At 71.8% G+C, this 21,682-nt stretch carries 20 protein-coding genes; 8 read left to right on the forward strand and 12 right to left on the reverse strand.

Annotated features, from left to right (window positions below; translation table 11 throughout):
* Window positions 1-46 precede the first annotated feature (46 nt).
* Together ACFP3V_RS25525 and ACFP3V_RS25530 are read left to right on the forward strand one after the other, a co-directional pair.
* A complete protein-coding gene (locus ACFP3V_RS25525) occupies window positions 47-4,291 on the forward strand; it encodes a glycoside hydrolase family 38 N-terminal domain-containing protein (protein WP_380587950.1) in 4,245 nt (1,414 codons plus the stop codon).
* The gene (locus tag ACFP3V_RS25530; protein ID WP_380587953.1) at window positions 4,288-5,013 is read left to right on the forward strand and encodes a DUF7158 domain-containing protein; all 726 of its coding nucleotides are present in this window, start codon (window positions 4,288-4,290) and stop codon (window positions 5,011-5,013) included. Before ACFP3V_RS25525 ends, ACFP3V_RS25530 begins: the two co-directional genes overlap by 4 nt.
* Before the next feature lie 111 nt (window positions 5,014-5,124).
* Here ACFP3V_RS25530 and ACFP3V_RS25535 read toward each other — a convergent pair whose 3' ends face one another.
* The 3 genes from ACFP3V_RS25535 to ACFP3V_RS25545 all read right to left on the reverse strand — a co-directional run bounded on the left by ACFP3V_RS25535 (window position 5,125) and on the right by ACFP3V_RS25545 (window position 6,817).
* Window positions 5,125-5,292 (reverse strand): hypothetical protein, encoded by a 168-nt coding sequence (locus ACFP3V_RS25535; protein ID WP_380587956.1) that lies wholly within the window; start codon window positions 5,290-5,292, stop codon window positions 5,125-5,127.
* Window positions 5,293-5,303: 11 nt separating this feature from the next.
* A complete protein-coding gene (locus tag ACFP3V_RS25540; RefSeq protein ID WP_380588075.1) occupies window positions 5,304-5,660 on the reverse strand; it encodes a PRC-barrel domain-containing protein in 357 nt (118 codons plus the stop codon).
* 647 nt (window positions 5,661-6,307) lie between these two features.
* Window positions 6,308-6,817 (reverse strand): AAA family ATPase, encoded by a 510-nt coding sequence (locus ACFP3V_RS25545; RefSeq protein ID WP_380587959.1) that lies wholly within the window; start codon window positions 6,815-6,817, stop codon window positions 6,308-6,310.
* Window positions 6,818-7,065: 248 nt separating this feature from the next.
* On the opposite strand from ACFP3V_RS25545, the gene ACFP3V_RS25550 reads away from it, so the two are divergent.
* Both ACFP3V_RS25550 and ACFP3V_RS25555 read left to right on the forward strand, forming a co-directional pair.
* The gene (locus ACFP3V_RS25550) at window positions 7,066-7,401 is read left to right on the forward strand and encodes an ArsR/SmtB family transcription factor (RefSeq protein ID WP_380587962.1); all 336 of its coding nucleotides are present in this window, start codon (window positions 7,066-7,068) and stop codon (window positions 7,399-7,401) included.
* Window positions 7,402-7,429: 28 nt separating this feature from the next.
* Window positions 7,430-7,903 carry an SRPBCC family protein gene (locus ACFP3V_RS25555; RefSeq protein WP_380587965.1) on the forward strand — a complete coding sequence of 158 codons (474 nt, stop codon included), beginning with the start codon at window positions 7,430-7,432 and terminating at the stop codon, window positions 7,901-7,903.
* Window positions 7,904-8,215: 312 nt separating this feature from the next.
* Here ACFP3V_RS25555 and ACFP3V_RS25560 read toward each other — a convergent pair whose 3' ends face one another.
* A complete protein-coding gene (locus tag ACFP3V_RS25560) occupies window positions 8,216-9,097 on the reverse strand; it encodes an SDR family oxidoreductase (protein ID WP_380587967.1) in 882 nt (293 codons plus the stop codon).
* A 160-nt stretch (window positions 9,098-9,257) separates the two neighbouring features.
* On the opposite strand from ACFP3V_RS25560, the gene ACFP3V_RS25565 reads away from it, so the two are divergent.
* A complete protein-coding gene (locus tag ACFP3V_RS25565) occupies window positions 9,258-9,887 on the forward strand; it encodes a TetR/AcrR family transcriptional regulator (RefSeq protein ID WP_380587969.1) in 630 nt (209 codons plus the stop codon).
* 447 nt (window positions 9,888-10,334) lie between these two features.
* Here the strand turns inward: ACFP3V_RS25565 and ACFP3V_RS25570 are convergent, their stop codons facing one another.
* Window positions 10,335-10,736: a DUF4345 domain-containing protein gene (locus tag ACFP3V_RS25570; protein ID WP_380587972.1), complete on the reverse strand. Its 402-nt coding sequence runs from the start codon at window positions 10,734-10,736 to the stop codon at window positions 10,335-10,337.
* An 87-nt stretch (window positions 10,737-10,823) separates the two neighbouring features.
* Between ACFP3V_RS25570 and ACFP3V_RS25575 the strand changes: the two genes are divergently transcribed.
* The 3 genes from ACFP3V_RS25575 (at window position 10,824) to ACFP3V_RS25585 (ending at window position 12,837) form a co-directional block, all read left to right on the forward strand.
* Window positions 10,824-11,441 (forward strand): TetR/AcrR family transcriptional regulator, encoded by a 618-nt coding sequence (locus ACFP3V_RS25575; RefSeq protein ID WP_380587974.1) that lies wholly within the window; start codon window positions 10,824-10,826, stop codon window positions 11,439-11,441.
* 206 nt (window positions 11,442-11,647) lie between these two features.
* The gene (locus tag ACFP3V_RS25580) at window positions 11,648-12,037 is read left to right on the forward strand and encodes a VOC family protein (protein ID WP_380587975.1); all 390 of its coding nucleotides are present in this window, start codon (window positions 11,648-11,650) and stop codon (window positions 12,035-12,037) included.
* Window positions 12,038-12,396: 359 nt separating this feature from the next.
* On the forward strand, window positions 12,397-12,837 hold the full coding sequence (locus ACFP3V_RS25585) for a globin domain-containing protein (RefSeq protein WP_380587978.1): 441 nt from the start codon (window positions 12,397-12,399) through the stop codon (window positions 12,835-12,837).
* 198 nt (window positions 12,838-13,035) lie between these two features.
* On the opposite strand, the gene ACFP3V_RS25590 is transcribed toward ACFP3V_RS25585, so the two are convergent.
* From ACFP3V_RS25590 to ACFP3V_RS25620, 7 genes are all read right to left on the reverse strand, one after another.
* The gene (locus ACFP3V_RS25590) at window positions 13,036-13,506 is read right to left on the reverse strand and encodes an SRPBCC family protein (protein ID WP_380587981.1); all 471 of its coding nucleotides are present in this window, start codon (window positions 13,504-13,506) and stop codon (window positions 13,036-13,038) included.
* Window positions 13,507-13,601: 95 nt separating this feature from the next.
* Complete coding sequence (locus ACFP3V_RS25595; protein WP_380587984.1) at window positions 13,602-15,875, reverse strand: DEAD/DEAH box helicase; 2,274 nt, start codon at window positions 15,873-15,875, stop codon at window positions 13,602-13,604.
* A gap of 56 nt (window positions 15,876-15,931) precedes the next feature.
* Complete coding sequence (locus ACFP3V_RS25600; protein ID WP_380587987.1) at window positions 15,932-16,630, reverse strand: helix-turn-helix domain containing protein; 699 nt, start codon at window positions 16,628-16,630, stop codon at window positions 15,932-15,934.
* Window positions 16,627-18,858, reverse strand: coding sequence for a hypothetical protein (locus ACFP3V_RS25605; RefSeq protein WP_380587990.1), 2,232 nt, complete (start codon window positions 18,856-18,858; stop codon window positions 16,627-16,629). The genes ACFP3V_RS25600 and ACFP3V_RS25605 overlap by 4 nt, the downstream gene beginning before the upstream one ends.
* Window positions 18,859-18,862: 4 nt before the next feature.
* Window positions 18,863-19,510 carry a DNA-binding protein gene (locus ACFP3V_RS25610; RefSeq protein WP_380587993.1) on the reverse strand — a complete coding sequence of 216 codons (648 nt, stop codon included), beginning with the start codon at window positions 19,508-19,510 and terminating at the stop codon, window positions 18,863-18,865.
* 722 nt (window positions 19,511-20,232) lie between these two features.
* Window positions 20,233-20,658, reverse strand: coding sequence for an HIT family protein (locus tag ACFP3V_RS25615; RefSeq protein ID WP_380587996.1), 426 nt, complete (start codon window positions 20,656-20,658; stop codon window positions 20,233-20,235).
* Between the two features lie 442 nt (window positions 20,659-21,100).
* Window positions 21,101-21,592, reverse strand: a complete 492-nt coding sequence (locus tag ACFP3V_RS25620; RefSeq protein WP_380587998.1) for an SRPBCC family protein — start codon at window positions 21,590-21,592, stop codon at window positions 21,101-21,103.
* Window positions 21,593-21,682: the final 90 nt, after the last annotated feature.

The raw sequence follows: 21,682 nt of genomic DNA on the forward strand, positions 1-21,682 counted from the left end.
CGCCCACGGACGTCCCACCGCACCTTCCCGGTAAGGATCCCGCCCCGTGCCTGTCGCCATCACCGCCGTCGAGAACACCGACCTGTTCGTCGGAACCGAGGAGACCCCGCTCCAGGTCCTCCGGGTCACCGTGGACGCTCCTCACGACGTCGAGATCACCGTCGCGGGGCCCGGCGTCCACGGCGCGGCGACCGGCGCGGGACAGGTGGACGTACCGCTGACCGTGTCCGGGGCCCCCGCGCCGGGCGCGGTCCTGCCCGTCGTCGTCCGGGCCGGGCAGACCGAGCGGGCCACCGAGGTCCTCGTCGCCGAGCCCGGCTGGGCCATGTTCCTGGTCTCCCACTTCCACTACGACCCCGTGTGGTGGAACACCCAGGCCGCCTACACCTCCCCGTGGGAGCTGCTGTCCGGGGACGCCACCACCCGGCCGTTGTTCGAACGCAACAGCTTCGCCCTGATCGACGCCCACCTCGACCTCGCGCTGCACGACCCGGTGTACAGGTTCGTCCTCGCGGAGATCGACTACCTCAAGCCGTACTTCGACCTTCACCCCGAACGCCGCGCCCAGCTGCGGCAGTTGCTGGCCGAAGGACGGGTGGAACTGGTCGGGGGGACCTACAACGAGCCCAACACCAACCTCACCGGCTCCGAGGCCACCATCCGCAACATCGTCTACGGCATCGGCTACCAGCGCGACATCCTCGGCGGCGACCCGCGCAGCGCCTGGCAACTGGACGTCTTCGGCCACGACCCCCAGTTCCCCGGCCTGCTCGACGCCGCCGGCCTGACGGGCAGCGCCTGGGCCCGCGGCCCCTTCCACCAGTGGGGCCCGATCCAGAAGAACTTCCGCGAGGCCAAGGACGACGCCACCGTCATGCAGTTCCCGAGCGAGTTCGAGTGGATCTCCCCCTCCGGTCGCGGCGTGCTCACCCACTACATGCCGCACCACTACTCCGCCGGCTGGTGGATGGACTCCTCCCCCGACCTGGCGACCGCCGAGCAGGCGGTCTACGAGCTCTACCGCAAACTCAAGCCGGTCGGCGCGACGAAGAACCTGCTGCTGCCGGTCGGCACCGACTACACGCCGCCCAACAAGTGGGTCACCGCCATCCACCGCTCCTGGGCCGCCAAGTACGTCTGGCCCCGCTTCGTCTGCGGCACCCCGCACGACTTCCTCACCGCCGTGCGGACCGAACTGGCGGCCACCGGCCGCCGGCCCAGCCCACAGACCCGCGACATGAACCCGGTCTACACCGGCAAGGACGTCTCCTACATCGACACCAAGCAGGCCCAACGCGCCGCCGAGGTGGCGGCCGTGGACGCCGAGAAGCTGGCGACCATCGCCGCCCTGCAGGGCCTGGGCGGCTACCCGGACGTGGCACTCGACAAGGTCTGGCGCCAACTGGCCTACGGGGCGCACCACGACGCCATCACCGGGTCGGAGTCCGACCAGGTCTACCTCGACCTCCTGTCGGGCTGGCGTGAGGCCTACGACCTGGCGGCCGAGGTCCGCGACACCGCGCTGACCGCGCTCGTCGCCCGCGTCGACACCCGCCCGCCCTCAGCCGCGGACACCAACGGGACGGCCGTCGTCGTCACCAACACCCTGTCCTTCGACCGCTCCGGCGCCGTGCGCGTCCCACTGCCCGCCGGCACCGGCCAGGTCCGCGTCCTCGACGACCACGGAACGCCGGTTCCGTGCGCCGTCGAGCACGGCGTTCTCCACTTCCACGCCACGGACGTCCCCGCTCTCGGCTGGCGCACCTGGCACCTGGCCGAGGGGACGCCCGACGCCCTGTGGTCACCCACGGCGCCCGAGCCCGACACGCACCCGTCGGCGGAGAACCAGCGCTACCGCGTCGCGGTCGATCCCGCTCGCGGCGGCGCCCTCGTCAGCATCGTCGACAAGCAGCACGACCGGGAGCTGCTGCGCCCGGGCCAGGCCGGCAACGAACTGCGCGTCTACGAGGAGTACCCCCAGCACCCGGACTTCGGCGAGGGCCCCTGGCACCTGCTGCCCAAAGGGCCGGTCACCGGCTCCGGCGCCGGCCCTGCCGCCGTCCGCGGCGAACACGGACCGCTCGGCGAACGCCTGGTCGTCACCGGCGCCGTCGACGGCATCAGCTACGAACAGACCGTCACCCTGCGGGACGGCACCGACCGCATCGACTTCCGCACCCGCATCGTCGACCACCAGGCCGCCGACCGTCTCGTGCGGGTGCGCTTCCCCCTCGACCTGCCCGGCGCCCTGCCGGTCAGCGAAGTCGCCGACGCCGTCATCGGCCGCGGTTTCGCCCTGCCCGAGGTGGACGTCGCCGACGCGCCATGGACCCTCGACAACCCCGCCAACACCTGGTTCGGACTCGGCTGGACCGCGCAGGTACGCCTGACCGGTGCCGACGGCGCGCCCCTCGGCGCCCGCGCCCTCGGCATCGCCGAAGTGATCGTGCCGCGTCTCGACGACGCCGCCGACGCACGCGGCCTCGTCGCCGCCCTCGCCCGCGCCGGCGTGACCGCCACCACCTCCGGCGCCGACTGGTCCAGGTACGGCTGGCTCGACGTCGACTCCAACCTGCCGGACTTCCGCATCGTCATCGGCGGCCCCGACGCCAACCGTTGCGCCCGCGAGATCCTGGCACGCGCCGACACCGCCTACGCCGAACTGCTCGCCGAGCACGGCCGTGTCTGGGTCCCCGCGGAGAAGCCGCTGCACGACCTCTGGCAGCCCGGTGCCGACCTGCGCGACCTGCGCGCCCTGCCCGCACTGATCACCACGGACGCCGCCGCCCTCACCGCGGACCTCGCCGACGCCCAGGTCGACGCACCCTCGGCGGCCGCCCCGCCGGCGAGCGAGACGCTCACCGACCACACGGCGGCACTGCTCACCTACGGCCTGCCCGGCTTCGCCGTCGATCCCACCGGCGCGCTCCACCTGTCCCTCATGCGGTCCTGCACCGGCTGGCCGTCCGGCGTGTGGATCGACCCGCCCCGGCGCACCGCTCCGGACGGCTCCTCCTTCCAACTCCAGCACTGGACCCACGAGTTCCACTACGCCCTGACCTCCGGTGACGGAGACTGGCGGGCCCTCGCCCTGCCCTCCCAGGGGCAGGAGTTCAACCATCCCCTCTATCCGAAGCCGGCCCCCGCCCGGGCCGGGGCCCTGCCCCCCGTCCTGTCCTGGCTGCGCGTGCACCCGCAACGACAGGTCCGCCTCAACACCCTCAAGCCCAGCGGAAACCCCATCGCCCACGGCTCGCAGGCCCCCGCCCTGCCCGCCGACGGCGTCACCGTGCGCCTCGTCGAGTCCACCGGCCTGGGCAGCACGGCGGAAATCGAGGGAGCACTGCGGCTGCAACACCTCCACCGCGCCGACCTCCTGGAGCAACCGCTCGCTCCCGTCCCCGGACCGCTCGCCCTGCAGGGCGCCGAGATCGCCACCCTCACCGCCGTCCCCGCGACACCCGAGACGACGACCGACCCGGTCCGCACGGCTCCGCTCGGCCCCGTCACCGAGGTCGCCCAGCCGGTGCACAGCCGGTACTGGCTGCACAACCGCGGCCCGGCGCCGATGGGCTACCTCCCGGTCTCCGTCGGGCTCACCCCGGGCCTGCTGCACTCGCACGGAGGGCCGGTCCAGCTCTCCGCCGTCCTCGCCTCCCACCTGACGGACACCGCAGTGGAGGGAACCGCCCACGTCCTCGCGCCCGACGGCTGGCAGGCGGACCTGCGGCAGCGCCCCTACCGCCTGGACCCCTCCGGCCACGTGCGGTTCCCCGTCACCGTCACCCCGCCGACCGGGGCCGAACCCGGCCTCTACCACGTCGCCGTACGCACCGAGTACGCCGGCCAGCACGTCGAGGACGTGGCCGCCGTCGTCCTCGGTGACGTCCCAGGGCTGCTCCCCGTACCCGTGCCGAGCATGGAGGAGTGGCAGCAGGCCCAGGGCACCAAGGCGGACACCGGCCGGGACACCGGTCTCACCGTCGAGGCCTCCAGCGCGGCCCTGCGCCTCGCCCCGGGCACTCAGGCCGACCTGACACTGCGGCTCACCAACGGCACACGGGGCGAGATCCGCGGGGAACTCCAACTGGTCTCCCCCTGGGGAACCTGGGAGATGATCGACGCCCCGGTGCGCGGCTTCCAGGTGGCCGCCGGCGACCGCTTGGACGTCGCCTTCACCGTCACGGCCCCACCCGACATGCCTGCCGGCGCCTACTGGGCCGTCGTCAAGGTCATGTGGTTCGGCCGCTGCCAGTACGCTCCTACGGTCGAACTGGTGGTGGCACCGTGAGCGCGGATCACCCTCACCACCCTTCCCCGCCCGCCGTCCTGGGCCTGCTCGACGGCAGGCCCCTGTCACGCGCCGCACTCGACCACCGCCTGGCCGCCCTGCGCTACGGCCCCCGTGCCTCGGCGCTCCCGAGGCCCGGCAGCGCCGAGGCACGGCAACTGACCCGATGGCTGGCGCAGGTGCTTCTCACGGAGGCGCTGTGCGAGGCGGAGGCCGAAGCCCGTGGACTGCGCGTCGACGCCGCGCCGCCGGTCCGGCTCGACCAGCGCGAGGCCGTGGAGCTCGGCTCGATCACGGCAGCCGCGTACGAGGGCAGCGCCGCCGTCCGGGCGGTCTTCGAGGCGGTCACCGCCGACGTCACCGTCCCCCCCGACCAGGCAGCGCCTGGCCTTCCCGGACCGCCGGTCCCCCGCGAGATCTGGCACGTGAGCACCCCTGCCGGGGACTTCGAGGCCGCACCGGAGACCCTGCCCCGCGAATTGGCCGCAGCCCTGCGCACGACGCCTCCGGGCGAGCAGGTCGTCGTCGGTCCGTGGACCGCCGCCCTGACGGGTCGGCACATCCCCGAGCCCGAGGCACCCACCGCCGACCCCCTCCCCAGGGCGCGGCGCGCCGCCTTCGTCCGCTGGCTCGACCGCGCCCGCGCCGAGCGGCTCACGCTGGTCCCCGGTCTGGAACACCCCGGGGACCCGAACCAGCCCGACAACCACCACCAGCACTGACCCACGGCTGGGGCGCCGCGCGGCAAGCGAGCGAGCGCCCCAGGACCATTTCCCGGGCGAGGGCGGGCATGGCGATGGTGCCGCCAGGGTCAGCTGCGACGTGCCCGCTGACTAGCGGGCGGCGTGGCGCCCGCCGCGGCGGAACACCGTCGCGCCGAGGACGAGGGCGATCAAGAAGACGATCACTCCGATCACCAGCAGATACAGCAGTCCGTGGACGACTGCGCCGACGAGCCCGAGAGCGACGGCAATGATGATCAAGAGGAGTATCCAGGCCATGGTCAGCTCCCTCAGCGCCGGGCGAGGCGGCGTTCTCCGCCGGCCCCGGGTGTGTACGTGTGGCCGTAGTGGGAGAACACACTCGGCTCATCGGCGGCGGCCAGCACCCCATCGGTGTCGATGGCCGGCGCGTCCTTGACGACGGACTTCGCGAACGGGACCTTGACGTAGCCAGGTCCCAGTACGGCGTCCGCGATGGGGACGAACACCAGCCGGTGCCTGCCGGGAAGTCCGACCGTCACAGTGCCGAACGAGGCCTCGTCGGTCGCGGTGTCGACGTACACGGACTCGAGAGTGCCGATCTTCTTGCCCGCATCGTCCAGCACGTCGTGACCGCGCCACTCCCGGATGTCGGCGATCTGCAGCATCCCGTCCTCCTTGCCTGCGTCCTCGCGGCTGTCGCTGCTCCCCGCGCGCATGCCCCGAGGAGACCGCGGAAACCCTGGCACTCGAAGCGCGCTACCAGGGGACTCCCGCACGAGGGGGGCGTCTCCCCCCGCCGACCCGGAGCCCCATGGGACACCCGCGCGCCGCTGCCCTGGTTCGTTGGCCCCACCATGCGGGCCTCCTCCGCGCGGCACTCCCGCGACAGCGTCCGACCCGCCGTGCCATGGAAGCAGCGCACGGGGGGCCGCGTCGCGTCCCCTTGAGGACAGCCCGCCACGCATCTTCGGCCGTCGGTCACGGACCATCTGCTCAGTCTGGCCGGCGGCCGTTGTCACGATCCGGCGGAGGCGGGTCGTCCGCGGTGTCGAGAAGCGAGGCCGCCAGAGTGCGCAGGGCATTCGTCAGGCGCCTGAAGACGGCGGTCCACGCCCGGCTTCCGCTCAGCGACGCGTCCGAAGCCCGCCGGCTGCTTGAGGACCGGACAAACCTGGGCCGAGTCCCGCTCCTGCCCTGGCGGCCACTCGGAGGCAGAGCGGCGAAGGGGCCACACAGCACTCGCGCGTGTTCACGGCGGCGACCGGGGCCGCACGTGTCCGTGGCGGGCCGGGCCGTGATGAGGGGTCCGGGGTCATGAGCGGGTGGTTCTTCGTTCGAGTGAGCGGATGAACCGGGCCATCTCGGACGCCACGGCTCGGGGTTCACGCCCGGTGGTGTCGATCAGCGGCAGTCCGAGTTGCCGGTAGCGGCGCCCGTCATGAACACCTTCCAGTCGACGTTGTGGGTTGGAGGTCTTGGCCAGCCGACGCTCGCGTTCGTCGTCCGTGCAGTCGAGCAGTATCCACGCTCCGATCGGCCAGTCCTTGAGCTCGTCCGGGGTGCAGACGCCAAGCAGCACGACCGGTAGGTGCGCCACCGAGCGCAGAACAGCGTGGACGAGCTGGCGGTAGGCAGCCCAGGTTTCGGGGTTGGCTGCTATGGGTCGCTCGGCCAGCGCGGCGGCGGGTTCCATGAACGCGTCCCAGTCGAGTACGACATGGTCTGGCAGGAGCTTGGCCAGTTCGGGGACGAGGGTGGTCTTCCCGGCGCCCGGGGCTCCCAGGACGGCTGTGACCGACCGCCCCGTCTTGGGCTCGCGCATGCATGCCGCCCCTCGGAGATACAACTCACTGGCCTTAGCAGGCTTCCCAGGTCGAGGGAGCCGAATGCGGGAGCAGCGTCATTCGTCCCGGGGGGAAGCGGGGCGGAACCTGGGCCACACGGACGGGCGCAGGGATGGGAGCGGCGCTGCTTCACCCGAGGGGGACAAGGCCCTGCCGCCGGAGACCGGCACGCACGCAGTCGGTGGGGCTTGAACTGCGGGGGCTCGCACCCCCTACAGTTAAGCCAATGGTTAACTATAGGGTCGACTTCGACCAGGTGTTCCACGCCTTGGCTGATCCGACGCGGCGGATCCTGCTGGAGCGGCTGACCCAGCGTCCTGCTTCGGTCAGCGATCTGGCCCGGCCCCTGTCCATGTCGCTGCCGGCCGTGCTCCAGCATGTGCAAGTCCTGGAAGCAGCCGGTCTGGTGGCGTCGGAGAAGGTGGGACGGACACGGATCTGTCGGCTGGAGCCGACCACCTTGCGGGCGGCCGAAGGATGGCTTCGAGAACGGCGGACAGCGTGGGAGCTGCGGCTGGACAGGCTCGGTGACCACCTGGCGCAACAAGCTGACCCGGAATGAACACGACGCCAGGAATGGAGGGGGAATCATGACTGAGCGTTCCACGACGCATGCCACTTTCACGATCGAGCGGAGCTTCGACGCCCCGATTGCCCGGGTCTTCGACGCCTGGGCGGACGCCAAGGCCAAGAGCCGCTGGTTCGCCGGCGCTACGGATGCATCGGAGCGGGAGGCGATGGAGGTCGACTTCCGTGTCGGGGGAGTCGAACGCAGCGTGGGCACCCTGCTCGACGGTGGCCCCGTGTACACCTACGAGGGCGTCTTCCAGGACATCGTGCGCAATGAGCGGATCGTGCTCACTCATCACATCTCGCGCGACGGCGAGCGGATCTCCGTCAATCTCGTCAGCATCCAGTTCGCGCCTGACGGTGATGGCACCCGGCTGACCGTGACCGACCAGGGAACCTACCTCGACGGACTCGACCAGGCGCACTGGAGGGAAGCCGGCACCCGCAGCCAACTCGACGTGCTACAACGGGATTTGAGCCAGCAGAACGGCTGACCGTTGACGCGGGTTCCGCGCACGCCGATCTGCCGCACGCCAGCTCCCCCTTCCTGGCCGTAGCGTCACGGCAGCTTCGATCACCGTCGCGGCAGGCCTTTCGCCCTACCGAGTTCACGAAGCGGTCGGGGGCCGGGTGATCGAGTCGGCCTCGGCCGGCATGGGGCCGCAGGAGCCCACCGGTCCGCCCTTTCGGACTTCGACGGTCCCCAGCCGGACAGCGGAAAGGGACGCGATGGGGATGCCGCGAGCCGGGCATCCCCCGTGAGATCGCTGCGAAGACGGCGTCTCACCCCCAGGGCGGGCGGCCGGTCAGCGGAAGTAGTGGCCCTGGTCGATGTCGTCGATGAGACCGGGGTGGGTGGGCTTCCAGCCGAGAAGGTCCTGGGTGTGGGTGCTGGAGGCGGGCATGTCGGTCGTGAGGAGCCGCTGGAGCACCGGGCTGAACTCCTCTGCGGGCAGCGACCGCGCGGGAAGGTCGAGATGCCGGCCGATGGCGTCGGCGATCTCGCGGACCTGCACGCCCTCGTCGCCGACGGCGTGCAGGACGGAACCGGCCGTGGCCTGTTCGAGGGCCAGCCGGTAGAGGGCGGCGGCGTCCTGGACGTGGACGGCGGGCCAGCGGCTGGTGCCGTCGCCGATGTAGCCGCTCACGCCCTTTTCCCGGGCCCTGGCGATGAGTTGGGGGATGAACCCGTGGCGCTCCCCCTGGCCGTGGACCGAGCGGGGCAGCATCACCAGGCTGCTGCGGACGCCTGCCTCGGCGGCTGCGAGTGCGGTGCGCATGTTGGCGACGCGGGCGGCGAGAGGGCCGGTGGCCACGAGTTCATCGTGTTCGGTCGCGGGCCGGCCCGGTGTCGTGAGGGTCGCACCGGAGATGACCAGGGGCTTGCCGGAGCCGGCGAGGGCGGTGGTGAACGTCGCGATGGCCTGGGCATCGGTCCGCGTCGCGGCCTCGCTCATGCTGGGGACGACGAAGGCCAGGTGGATGACGCCGTCGCTGCCGACAGCACCCGCGTGCAGCGCGTCCGTGTCGGCGAGATCACCGCGCAGCACCTCGGCGCCCATGGCCGCCACCGCCCGCGCGGAGCCGTCCGAGCGGGCCAGGCCGACGACCTGGTGGCCGGCGTGGAGAAGTTCGGGGACGACGGCTGAGCCGATCCAACCGGAAGCTCCGGTGACGAAGACGCGCATGGCAGGACTCCTTGGGAGGCGGGGCCGCGGGCGGACGGGCGTGCAGGGGCCGCTCACAGACCGATGCGACTGTGTTGCATCAACACTACTCCCACGACGCGACCCCGTCGCATCATTCGGGAGGATGATGCGACCTGGTCGCGTCACATAGAATGCGGCGGTGAGCAGATGGGCACCCGACGCACGCGAGCGCCTGGAGAGTGCGGCGCTGGACCTGTTCGTGGAGAACGGCTTCGAGGAGACGACCGTCGCCCACATCGCGGATCGCGCCGGCTTGAACCGCGCCACGTTCTTCCGTCACTTCGCCGACAAGCGCGAAGTCCTGTTCGGTGGCGAGGACGTGCTGGCCGGCCTGTTCGCCGAAGGCATCCGCGCCGCCGCCACGGAGGCCACCCCTGCCCAGTGCCTGCAAGCGGCGTTCGCGGCCACCGGGGCCGCGATGACCCCGCAGCAGCGGGCCAAAGCCGCCAAGCGCATGCAGGTGGTCGCGGCCAACAGCGACCTGCAGGAACGCGGACTGCTCAAACACGCCCGGATCGCCGCCGCCATCAGCACCGCCCTGCGGGACCGGGGCACCGACGAGCTGACCGCCCGGCTGAGCGCCCACGTGGCGCTGCTCGCCTTCGCCATCGCCATCGAGCGCTGGACGAAAGCCGAGGACGACCAACCGTTCCCGCCCCTCGCCCAAGCAGCCCTGGGCGACCTGCAGGCACGCGCCGCCGAACTCGGCGCCCAGCCCCGCCCGGACAAGCGCGGCGCCGATCCCGAGACGCCGTCGGCGCCGGTCTGATCGCCACCGGCGTCGAACCGGCCCGAACCGGCGGCTCCGACCCGGCGTGCTGCGGGGGCAACCCGCATGGTGAGCGTGTCCCCAACGCCGCCTACCGGCACCTCGCCGACCGCGACCAACCGGGCCTTCCGCCACGGCCTTCAGCTGCCGCAGCACCATGCTTAACCGCCTCCCCCGCCCAGGCTCAGGCGGGCGCGGGATCCCAGCCCGCTCGGTCAACTACGAACCGCGCCGGACGGATTGGTGGCCGCCGGCGTCCTCTCCCCACCCCGCCGTCCCGGCCTCGAATTCCCCATCTGATCCGCGGTCCACGGCCTCGCCGTCCTCACCCGGCCAAGGCCCGCTGCGGGACGTCGGCGACGCCAAGCGCGCCTGACTGGGGGCGTCCCTGCTCGCCTTCGTCGGCGAGAGCGTGGCGGACAGCGCCGGTTGAGCCGCTGGAGTACTTCACTGCGCGCTCCCGGCGGCAGGGCGTGCCCGCTCGTCGGCTGCGGCCAGCCAGAAGTAGACCGGGGGCAGGGCGAGTTCGATGACCGTGAGCACGATCTGGAACGCGTTCGGCCAGCCCTGCGTCGCAGCCGAGAGCAGGCGGCTGAGCCCTCCCAGCAGGAAGATGCCCGCGAGCACCCGCACACCTGCGGCCGGAACCGGGCGCTGCCGGGCGACCAGGAGCCAGGCCAGGCCGTAGCCCGCGAAGATCGCGCCGAGGAAGCGCGTCAGGCTGTCGACGGTCGGCCCGGCCTGCGCCTCGCCGGGGATGGCCGCGTTGCCGGCCAGGACGTGGAACAGCCCGATTGCCACGCAGCTCCACCCCATCGCGTGGGCGAGCACCCGCAGAGTTCTGGCCACGGTCCACCACTCCCCATCCTGGTTGACGTGTGTCTACTAAGCCAGCCTACGACTCGTTGGTAGACACGTGTCAAGTAAGCTGGCTCCATGCCTCCCCGCCGACGCCTCGATCCCGAACAGCGACGCGCCCAACTCCTGGCCGTGGGTGCGCAGTTCTTCGCCGCACACCCCTACGAGGAGGTGCTGATGGAGGAGGTCGCCGCGCGGGCGGGGGTCTCGCGTGCGCTGCTGTACCGCCACTTCCCCGGCAAGCGAGAGCTGTTCGCGGCCGTCTACCAGCAGGCGGCGCAGCAACTCCTCGCCAGCACGCGCTTCGACCCGCAGGCCACACTCGTCGAGCAACTCGCGCAGGGCCTCGACGCGCACCTCGACTACTTCATCGCCAACCGCAACGCGGTGCTGACGGCCAACCGGGTCCTGGCGGGCGATCCGGTGATCCAGACCATCATGACCGACGAACTCGACGCGCTGCGGGCCCGGTTGCTGCATGTGCTGCCCCTCGCGGACGAGGGCTCCCGTGCGGCCGTGTCCGGGGTGCTCAAGAGCTGGCTGGTCTTCGTCCAGGTGCTCTGCGTGGACTGGCTGACCGAGCAGACCTGCAGCCGGGGGGAACTGCGCGACGTCTGCATCGGCGCCGTCCTGGGCGCGGTACGGCCCCTCCTGGCCGTCGACCCGGCACCGGAATGGCCCCCCGCACGCGCCTGAGCATCCTGCCCCCACCCCATGAAGGTTGAGGACTGCCCGGGGACGACTGCCAGAGCCGGTGCCCAGCCGGCCGGCTGAAGGCGCAGCCCGCCGGGCCGCCTACCTGCCGTCCCCACCACCGCCGTGCCGTGCAGCACGAGCCACCCGCCCGAGCAGCGGCAGTGGGTGCGCTGGCTGCGGGGCAAGCGGCCCGTGAGAATCGGGTCATGACGGATGTGCCCATGCAGATCAATGCCCTGATCGTCGATGCCACGGACCCCGAACGGCTGGCCCACTTCTGGTCACAGCTGCTCGGCAGGCCCGTCACGGCTCGCACGGGTCCCTATGTGTGGCTCCAGAGGGACAACGGCCTCGGGCTGGGATTCCAACGGACCAGTGAACCCAAGGTCGGCAAGAACCGCATGCACTTCGACATCGCCTCACCCGACCCGGCAAGCGAGCAACAGCGAGTGGAAGCGCTCGGCGGCCGCAGGCTGGAGCAGTACGCCGAAGGCGGCTTCCTCGTCATGGCCGACCCCGAAGGCAACGAGTTCTGCATCATCCCCACCGGTCCCTGCAAGCTCGACGAGGAAGGACGCGCCCACTATCTCGACTGAACGCGCCTGCCCAGCCAGCTGCCGGGCACCGCGGGGCCTCAGGACCTTCAAGCGGTGATGGCGCAGAATCCCGAACGCGGGCGGCGCTGACCCGCACCGTTCGCTGCCCCCGCAGGACGCTGGGGACGTCCAATAGGTCTCGTCAGCGGACCAGTGCGCCAGGCCGACGCCATCCGGTGGTCTGCTTTCGTCGTCGCCGAGCGTGTCGCGGGCCGCTGCCGTCGTCTCACAGGTGTTGCGCGGATGTCAGTGTGTTTACATCCACCTCTCAGTGATCTTGGTCGCAGGTTGAGGAATCCGACAAGTACCCACCATCGATCGGGCATGGAGCGGTAACAGTGTCCGCCTACGGTCGCGGCATGACTTTCGACCCCACTCTGATCGCCAGCAGCTTCGCAGCCGTCGAGCCCCATGGAGTCAAGATCACCAAGTACTTCTACGAGCACCTCTTCGACAACAACCCGGGCGTCAGGCCCCTGTTCGCGCGGCACATGGAGGAGCAGGAGGACCGGCTCTGGAACGCCCTCGGCGGCCTGGTCGCCAACGTCGAAGACACCGAATCGGTCACACGCATCCTGCGAAGCCTCGGAACCCGGCACGTTGGCTACGGCGCCCTGCCTGAGCACTTCCCGGCCGTCGGCGCCAGCCTGCTGGCCACCCTCAGGCACTTCGCGGGCGAGGCCTGGACGCCGCAGATCGAGGAGTCGTGGACCGCCCTGTACGGGGTGATCACCGCCACCATGAGTGAGGCGATGACCGAGGCGGCTGTCGGCACGGGCAGGGCGGCCAACAGCGACTGAGGAGCAGCCGGCGCCTCTCCGGTCCGGAGGTCCCCTCCGTCGCGGCCTCGCCGCGGTGGACGGGCGGGCGGACGACACGGTGCTCTGGCACGTCCGCACATTCCCTGGCACTGGGCAACTCGGCGACGACCAGGTGCCGCCACGGCGAGTTGCTGACCGCTGGGTGCGACCGCGCCCTGTGACGGCCTCTTCGGGCCCCTACGTCGCCGTCCCTTCGAGGAACGACGCGAGATTGGCCAGCGAGGAAGCGATGCCTGCCTCGTGGGCGGCCTGGTCGATGCCAGGTGGGACGTCCGTCGCGGTGACGGTCACCTCGGTTCGGTCGCCGATGGGAACAAGCTGCCAGGTCATGGTCATGGTGCCGGCGTATGACGGATCGTCGGCGACGAACACCGCCTCCTGGACCACCCGCCCCGTCGGGAGCAGCTCGGCGAACCTGACATCGACGACGTCGGTTGCAGCTGAGGTCTTGCCTGGGCCCTCGTCATGGTCGAGGTAGGTAAGGACCATCCGGAATCCTCCGCCAGGCGCCGGATCCCACCGGTCGAGCCGTCCGCGCATGCCGTGTGGCGGCAGCCATGTCTCGAGGGATTCCCGGTCCAGGAGGGCGCCGTATACCGTCGCCGGGTCCGCGGCGACAACCCGGCTGGCACGATCTGTCCTGCTCATGCTTGGACTCTAGTCGGGGCATTCCACCGACGGGCCCAAGCAGATTCGCGTTCCGACGCATGCGCGAAACGGCGTGGGCTCGGGGCCGGGCAGCGTCATCGCCACTGTCCGAGGGCGTCGAGGAGGCCGATCTGGTCGGGGTGGAGGGTGTCGGCTCGGGCCTGCTGCTGGTGGAGCCAGGCGCCGGGCCGGAAGGCGGGGTCGTCGCCGGGACCCGGACGGTGCTTGGGACCGGTGAGGGTGCCGCCGGCGGCGAGGTAGGCCTGCAGGCGGCGGTAGGAGCGGGCCCACTTGGGGTCGAAGCGCCACAACGGGTCCAGGGTGTCGAGGCGTTGGCGCTGTTCGTCGGTGAGGTTGGCGAGGTTCTTGCGCTGGCGGCGCAGCCAGGAGCCGAGGGCGTAACCGTCGAGGTGGGCGGTGGCGGGGACGAGGAGTTCGCCGTGGTGGGTGTGCCAGGCGGTGGCGTAGGCGGCGCCGCGTTCCCAGGCGGCGGCGTGCAGGGACCAGATCATGCCGAGGGCGTCGAGTTCGCTGATCCGGGCCGGGGAGAGCATTCCGGCGTTGCGCTGCTCCCGCTGGCGGTGCAGCCACGCCTTCAACTCGCCTTCTGCCGGGTCGAGGTGGCCGTGCTCCGCGACGAAGGCTTCTGCCCGCTCGTACATGCGCTCCCATTCGCGGGAGCGGGGGGTGAACATGCGCAGCTTGATGGCGCGCAGGATCTGCTCGTGGTGGGCGCGGGCGTCGATGTGCAGCCAGGTCGTCTCCGCCGTCGACTCCCTGAACTCCGCGTCGGCCGTGGGCGCGGAGGTTCCTTGGGCCTGCTCTCCTGCCCTGCCTTCGGCCTTGCGCTCCTCCGCGGCCAGGAGGGCGAGGCCTTGGCTCGGGACGCGGCGCTTGGTGCGCAGTTCGGCGATGCGGGCGGTGACACGGGCGTCGTGCTCGGCCAGCGACGACAGGACTCGCCAGACCGTGGAGAACGCGGTGCGGTCCAGTTCGGCGGCCTGTTCCCGGCTGGGGTCGCCGCCCTCGTCGTCGTGCTCACCTTCGGGCAGGTAGACCGGAAGGATCACCCGGGCGGTCTTGGGCAGGCCGCGGGGGTGGAGGCGCTGGGCGCGGCCCAGGCCCTGGATGATGTCCACGGTCGAGGACTTGGGGTCGACGTAGACCACCGCGTCGACGGTCGGGACGTCGACGCCTTCGCCGAACAGGCGGCAGTTGCACAGGACGGCGAGTTCGTCGCTGTCGGGGTCGCTGTGGCCGGCGAACTCGTCGAACGCCTTCTTCCGCACCCGGGGTGAGTCGGTGCCGGCCAGCGCCCGAGACCACAACGCGGAGGGGCGCTCGTCCTCGGGCAGGAGGTCGAACGCGGCGTTCAACGCCTTCGAGAACGAGCGGGCGTTGTCGTTGCGGGAGTGGAACGTGATGATCCGGCGCAGCCCGTGCTGCTTCGCCGCCCGCAGCAGGGCGATGCACAGTGCGAGTTCCTGCAGTTCGGCGTTGACGCGACGGCTGCGCAGGTCATTGATCGCGGGCAGGGTGAGCAGGTCGCGCAGGTCCTTGTCGGTGACGACGGGGACGAGGACCTGGTAGTCGGTGATCAGCCCCAGGTTGATGCCCTCGTCGACGGTGAGGCGGTAGACCACCGGCCCGAACACCGCCTCGTCGTCCATGCTGTAGACGGTCCCGTCGCGCTCGTCGTCGACGCTCTCGGAGACCTTCACGGTGGCGGTGAAGTTGACCCGGCGGGCCGCGGGCACCTTGTCGTCGTCGTGGACGGCGGCCCAGTCCTTGCCCGCGGCGCCCGCGGTGCGGTGGGCCTCGTCCACCACGATCAGGTCCCAGGCCGGCAGGCCCCACAGCCCGTGGGCTTCGACGATCCTCTCCAGGCTCGCGTAGGTCGCGTACACCGTCAGCGGCCCGTCCGGCGCGGCCTTGACGATCTGGGCCAGCAGCTTCGCGTCGGTGGTCACCGCGCGGCGGATCCGCCCGTGAGTCGCAGCCACGTCCAAGGCCTCGCGCGCGGAGCAGGCGGCGACGGCCTGCCCCCGCCGACCGCCCAGGGTGGACCAGGATGTCGCGGTCTGCTGCAGCAGGTCGATCGTGGGCACCAGCACCAGCACCCGCCCACGGGGCGCCAGGCGACGCGCACACCCGGCCGCCATGACGGTCTTCCCCGAGCCGCAGCAGGACTCGACCAGAGCCCGGCCACCGTCGCGCACCTGACGCCACACCGCCGACACGGCCTCGCGCTGGTGCGGGCGCAGCGCGGCCGCGCGCGGGAGGTGACGGTGGACGGTGCGCGGGCGGGCCGCGATCGGTTCGGCCGGGTACTCGGGATCGACGGTGGTCGCGGCTGGGGCGGTGGTCACGGTGGATCCTCCAGCGGGGCCGAACAGAGCAAGGGCAGTGGGGAGTTGGCGGTGAGTCAGCGGCGGCGTGGCACCCATCCGCGGACCTGGAGGAATCCGATCTCGGCGCCCGGGCGGGCACGGCCGGTCTCCACCAGCCACGTCAGCACGGCGTCGGTGACGTCGCCGCGGGCGGCGACGACCCGGGCCGACCACTCGGCCGCGTCCATGCCGCTGGAGACCTTCGACCCGTAGGAGCGCTCCTCGGTCCGGTCCGCGCGCGTGACCACGCCCCGGCGCAGCCCCGGGGAGTCGTCCAGCGATCCGGCGGGGAGGGTGAAGTCCCGTGCGCGCATGCGGACGGTGAGGGCGATACGGCCCCCCTGCTGCGCGGTCTGGTGGATCGCGTCGGCCAGGTGCGCGGCCCCGGAGGCGATGGCCTGCCGTCCTGCCTGCGCCGTGACCGAACCACCCGGCGTGGCGACCGTGTCGCGGGCGCGGGTGCGCGCGACGCGTCCGTCGCGGGTGGTGCGCGGGCGGATCTGCGCGGCCGCGATCGCGCGCAGCTCCTCCATGTCGCGGACGCCGCCCTGGACCGCGGCGACCAGCTGGCGCAGGGCAGGGACGAGGGAGGCGCCCTTGTTCCTGGTGAAGAACTGGGACACGAGGGAGGCGTTGCGGCCGAGCATCCGGGCGACCTGGGAGCGGTTGTAGCCGGCGTCGACGAGCTGCTGCGTCAACCGGGCCGCCTCGTTCCGTTCCTGAGGGGATGTCACCGCTCACCTCGGGCGGCGAGTTCCGTGCGGCCGAGGTTGCGCAGCTGCAGCAGCTCCTCCTCCGTCGCCGGGGCCTGGATCGGGCCGGTGAGGTGGCCCTTGAGGAGGTAGTCGCCCGGCTCGGCGTGGTAGGGCCACTTCGGGTCGTAGGTGAGGTAGATCGCGTCGGTGCGGAACGCGACCACGCTGCCCTCGGGGACGTGCAGGGCGCCGACCTTCACGCCGTCGGCGCGCATGTTCATCTCCAGCAGCGCCGCCCGCGCGCCCGACCACACGCCTGCCGCCCACTCCGGGTGTGCGTAGGCGTCGCTGGAACCGGTGCTGACCCGCTGCCAGGTCACGGTGCGGGCGTCCATGGCGATGATCTCCGCTCCGGCCGGGACCTGGTCCAGCCGGTCCGCCGGCACGCTGCCGGTGACCATCCGGGGGCGGGCGGCGAAGCCGCCGATGCCGAACAGCAGGATCGAGCGCACCGCCCGCGACGCCAGGTAGGCGGCGGTGCGCTCGCCCGGGTCCGCGTGGGTGTGGGAGAGGCCGGTCAGTTGGGACCAGGCGGACTTGAGGCGGCGCGACCACTCGTCCAGCGGCTTGCCCTCCTTCCACACCAGCCCGTCGAGCACCTCGACCCGCCACGGCGCCAACGGGTTCGTCAGCGCGGCGTACACCTCCGCGCCGCCGGCCCAGGTGGTGAAGGTCTGCCCGGGGGTGGCGGGGTAGGTCCAGTCCCGGTCCCCGCCCGCGGGTGCCGGCAGCAACCCCACATGCTCCCAGCCGTCCGGGACGGTCACCCGCACCTGCCAGTGCGAGACCGACATCATCGCCTTCACCTGGGCCTTGCCGTCCATCGCCGCCCACTCGCGGGCGGTGACCCGGCGCGGGGCGCCGACACCGGAGCGCCAGGTGTGCCGGGCGTAGGCGAAGGTGCGGTCCAGCTCCACCAGCGCGGGGAGTTCGACCGGAACGCGGGGAGGGGTGAGCAGTTCGGTGCGGCCCTGCCCGGCGGTCGCGTGCATGAGCGCGCGCAGTTCCTCGGACATCACCGGGAACCCGCCCGCGAACTCCCCCTTGGTCGGGATCGTGCGCGACCACAGGTCCCGGCCGGTCGTCGACGGCGACCCCAACAGCACAACGTCCGGCCAGAACTGACGCAACGTCTGCCACAGCAACCGGAACGCGCTGCGGACCACCAGCGGGTCCGCACCCGCCGGGTCGAACCACTCCCCCACGGACCGGATCTCCACCTGCCCCGAAGGCTCGTCCGTCCCGGCGCGCATGTAGCGGCCGACCGGAAGCCGGTGGTGGACGTAGTGGCCGGCCTGCCGGTCGCGGCCCTTCCCGACACTGACCGTCCACCGCTCACTCGGGGTGTTCAGCCACGCCGCGACCGCGTCGCGCAGCGTGGGGTAGCGCTCCGCGCCCAGATGCCACGGCGCCCCACCGGTCACCAGGATCCGCTGCACCCCGGGCACGGAAGCGGTGACCGCGTCCAGGATCGCCCCAGGCGACCGGTCCCCCAGGTCCAGCCGGACCGCGTCCCCGCGCGCGACCAGCACCCCGGTCCCGGTGTCCAGGAACACCGTGTTCATCGCCTGCTGCGTGAAGTTCGGGCGCCTGGACACCAAGCCCTGCGCCACCTCGGTGAACGCGTCACCGGCCGGACCCTGCGGAATCGACGGCAGGACCCGCTGCATGCCGCCCTGCGCGGGCGCAACCGGGGAAGCGACGCCCGGGTCGAGGGCTTCTGGCCGCAGCTCCGCCCCCCGCAGATCCTCGGCGCGGTGATCGGGCCGGGCGGCCGCAGCCAGCGCTTCATCGGCGTCCTGCTCGGCCTCGGGCAGAGGCGCGGCTGACGACGCGGGCGCCTCTGCGGCTGCGGCAGGAGGGGGCGCGGACGGGACGGCCTGGTCCCCAGGGGCAGGAGCCGGGGCGGGCGTGGGCGGGACGGGCTGGACGACGGGGGCGGCGGTTGCCGCACGTGCTGAGGCCGGGGTCGGGTCCAGCAGCGGCGCCAGCCGGACCACCTCCCCGACCGACATCCCCGCCGCCTTGGCGATCTCCGCAGCCTTCGCCTTCTCGTATCCCACCAGGGAAGCGACCTGCCGGTCCTGAACACCCGTCAGCTTGTCCAGGGCCTTCTGCGCCGCCTCAACCGCCCTCGCGGCCTGCGCGATCTCCGAACGGCGCGCCCGCAGCTCGCTCAGGGCCCGGGTATAGGCCTGCCGGTCCATCCCGTCACGCTCCCTCTGCCGATACGCCCATGGAGGGGCCGGCGGGCACATAGGCGATCGGGCCGCCGGACTCCGACGGCAAACGGCAGCCCAGCAGTTGACGGGCGATGGCCTGGTCCTCAGCGGCCGCCCGCGTGCTGATGGTGCGAGCAGTGGAGTCGGTCAGGTCGGTGACCCAGCCGAGCAGACTGGCCCGGGTGAAGTGCCAGCGGCGCATCGTCGCCGGAGCACCGTTGTGCACCGCCTGCTCCAGACCAGTGAGGACTGCGACCACGAACTCCCCGACCGTGACCGCGAGATAGCGGCCCGCAGCCACCCGCTCCGGGTCGCACCGCCACCAGCGATCGGACGCGGCCAGCAGCTGATCGGCGGTCAACCCGGCCCCGAAGCCGATCCACTCACGCTCCGGGGCCGGATCGTCGTCCGGCGCCGCGGCAGCGGGCCCCGTCCGCAGAACGGCGAGCGTGGGACCGGGCAGGGTGGACAGGTCGGCCATCGGCACGGACTTCAACGCATCCAGCGCAGCCAGCGGGAAGACCTGCCCCTTCGGCCGGTCGAGCACGTCCGGGACCAGCCCGGTCGCGATCAGCTTCCGCAACGGCGCACCCGTCATGCCCAGTTGGCCGGCTGCCTGCCCTGTCGTGAGCCTCACGTCGCTTCCCTCCCGCACGGCTCCCCATAGCATATCAGGAGAGTCCATGAGGCATATGCGTATGACTTGAGTAGCGCCCGCTATCCGCTATACAGCGCGAGGGTCCTACTCTGTCCGAGGGCCGGCGTTGCGCACTCCAACTGGTCCGCGTGAAGCCGGCCGGCTGACCTGACGCTGACGTCCTGGGGAGCGATTGACGGTGTTCAGGTTGAGCTGCCTTCCGGCCCGGTCTCCGACCGCTCCGCACGACGAGCCTCCCGTCGCGAGCCGAGCACCGCGCTCGTGCCCGCCCGACCGGCCGTCATCTCGTCCCCGTTCTCAGCCCTGAGCCCGGCGGCCCAGCGACCGGCAAGTTCCTCCAGCTCGGCGGCACTGGCGTTGGCCAGGGCCCGGGTCAACCGCTGCGGCAGAGCGAACCTCCACCCCGTCGTTCAGCGGTGGGGTGACCCACTCCGGCCACGGCCACCGATGGAGTTGCTCAACCGACGAGGCCTCGGCCGAGGGCTCCTGGAAGTACATGTCCCAGTCCGCGATGGCGCTGTCCGGCTCAATGAAGTGGCAGGCCACAGACTCCAGGAGCACACCAGGGCCCCGCAGGCGCGTTGCGGCGGCGGCCTCGTCGTCCGGGGGCAGGAAGAGCGCGATGTCGTGGGCCACCTGGGCATGGTCGCAGACTGCGGTGCCGGGGCGCGTGACACCTGCCGCCCCTTCAGGGCCCTGGCTCAACCTCCGTGACGTTGCCCCCGAGCCAGGAAGGCGGCAAGCCTCGCGCCCGGGTCGTCGGTCACGTGGTGCGCGGACCGTCCGGTCGGCCAGGTCGAGATGCCGTCGCCCATCCACCGTGGCAACACGTGGAAGTGAAGGTGCGGCACCGACTGTTCCGATCCCGGACCGCTCGCGCTCAGGATGTTGACTCCGGTGGCGTCCAAGGCGCTCCTCATCGCCCCGGCCACGCGCTGGACCAGTGCCATGGTTGCGGCGAGGACGTCGTGCGGCGTGTCGAAGACGCCCTGGTAATGCCGTGTGGGAACGACGAGGGTGTGCCCGGGCGCCAAAGGATCCAGCGGGGAGAAGGCACAGGTCACGGCTTCACGAGCCACCCAGTGCGCAGCGTCGTCACGTATGAGTCCACAGAAGGTGCAGTCCACCGGTTGAGCCTGCCACAGGCGGCGGCAGCGCCGTTGCCCTGGCGCCTCGTCTCGAAGAGGGCGGCCCTGTCGACCACGGCGACAGAGCGGGTGAGGCGCACGCAGCGGGGCTCCTTCGGGGAGAGAAGAGGTTCGGGGCAGAGTCAGGGAGGCGTGGCCGAGCTGCTCACGCAGCAGGGCGGCCCAGTCGGCGGGAGCCCGGACTTCCAGTTGGAGCGCCGGGCCGTCCAGGGTGTTCGGCGGCGGTGAGTGTCGCGACCGTGCTGGGCCGTTCGACCGGCAGGGACGGCCGCACGCCGTCGGCCCTGGCTCCGACTCGGCTGTTCGGCTCACCGCGGGCACCGCGGGCAGCGCGGGCGCAGCCTGGCGGCGGCCATGAAGTAGCGGGCACTCCACACGGGTCGGGACCCGGCGTTGGCGGACGCCGGGCCCCCTGCGCGCGTCAGGGTTCGGTGCCGCCTTCCAGGATCTCCTTCAGCCGCTGCTCGTTGCGCGGGAACTCCTTGCGCGCGTGGGGCCTGAGCAGCAGCGGCGCGATCACCTTGCCCATCCCGTGGGTCTCGAAGTCGAGTGACATGGTGACCCGGGAGCGCCGGCCCTCGTCGAGCGGCTCGATGACGGCGGCGAAGTGCGGCCGGACCGGCCCGTCGAGGCCGTGGGCCTTGAAGCTCCGGGGCGGGTCCATCTCGTCGATCTGTGTCGTCATGGTGAACTCGCGCTGGTTGACGCGGCGCGTCACCACCGTCTTGGAGCCGACGTGCGGCGCCGTGTCGTCGGTCGACCGGACGGAGACGACGCCCTCCTGCCACTCACCCATCCGGGCAGGGTCCGTCACGTAGGCATAGACGTCCTCGGGACGGCGCGAAATCTCGATGGTTTCCTTGATCGCGGACATTGCTGCCCCCTTGTTCTGGATCTTCGAGATCAGGGCCATTCTCCCACCGCCGTACCGCCCCGGCCTGCCGGTTCGCAGTCACCGCCCGCCTCCTGACGAAGCGACACCGGTCGCCCCCTCGTCGGGGCG

Origin of the sequence: Streptacidiphilus monticola (assembly GCF_042658505.1) — a bacterium.
In the GTDB taxonomy this organism is placed as follows: Bacteria; Actinomycetota; Actinomycetes; order Streptomycetales; family Streptomycetaceae; genus Streptacidiphilus; species Streptacidiphilus monticola.

Coding starts and splice junctions, on each gene's coding strand:
- ACFP3V_RS25535 (WP_380587956.1), bottom strand. CDS start 5,292: ATGGCCTGGATACTCCTCTTGATCATCATTGCCGTCGCTCTCGGGCTC.
- ACFP3V_RS25540 (WP_380588075.1), bottom strand. CDS start 5,660: ATGCTGCAGATCGCCGACATCCGGGAGTGGCGCGGTCACGACGTGCTG.
- ACFP3V_RS25545 (WP_380587959.1), bottom strand. CDS start 6,817: ATGCGCGAGCCCAAGACGGGGCGGTCGGTCACAGCCGTCCTGGGAGCC.
- ACFP3V_RS25550 (WP_380587962.1), top strand. CDS start 7,066: ATGGTTAACTATAGGGTCGACTTCGACCAGGTGTTCCACGCCTTGGCT.
- ACFP3V_RS25555 (WP_380587965.1), top strand. CDS start 7,430: ATGACTGAGCGTTCCACGACGCATGCCACTTTCACGATCGAGCGGAGC.
- ACFP3V_RS25560 (WP_380587967.1), bottom strand. CDS start 9,097: ATGCGCGTCTTCGTCACCGGAGCTTCCGGTTGGATCGGCTCAGCCGTC.
- ACFP3V_RS25575 (WP_380587974.1), top strand. CDS start 10,824: ATGCCTCCCCGCCGACGCCTCGATCCCGAACAGCGACGCGCCCAACTC.
- ACFP3V_RS25580 (WP_380587975.1), top strand. CDS start 11,648: ATGACGGATGTGCCCATGCAGATCAATGCCCTGATCGTCGATGCCACG.
- ACFP3V_RS25585 (WP_380587978.1), top strand. CDS start 12,397: ATGACTTTCGACCCCACTCTGATCGCCAGCAGCTTCGCAGCCGTCGAG.
- ACFP3V_RS25590 (WP_380587981.1), bottom strand. CDS start 13,506: ATGAGCAGGACAGATCGTGCCAGCCGGGTTGTCGCCGCGGACCCGGCG.
- ACFP3V_RS25605 (WP_380587990.1), bottom strand. CDS start 18,858: ATGGACCGGCAGGCCTATACCCGGGCCCTGAGCGAGCTGCGGGCGCGC.
- ACFP3V_RS25620 (WP_380587998.1), bottom strand. CDS start 21,592: ATGGCCCTGATCTCGAAGATCCAGAACAAGGGGGCAGCAATGTCCGCG.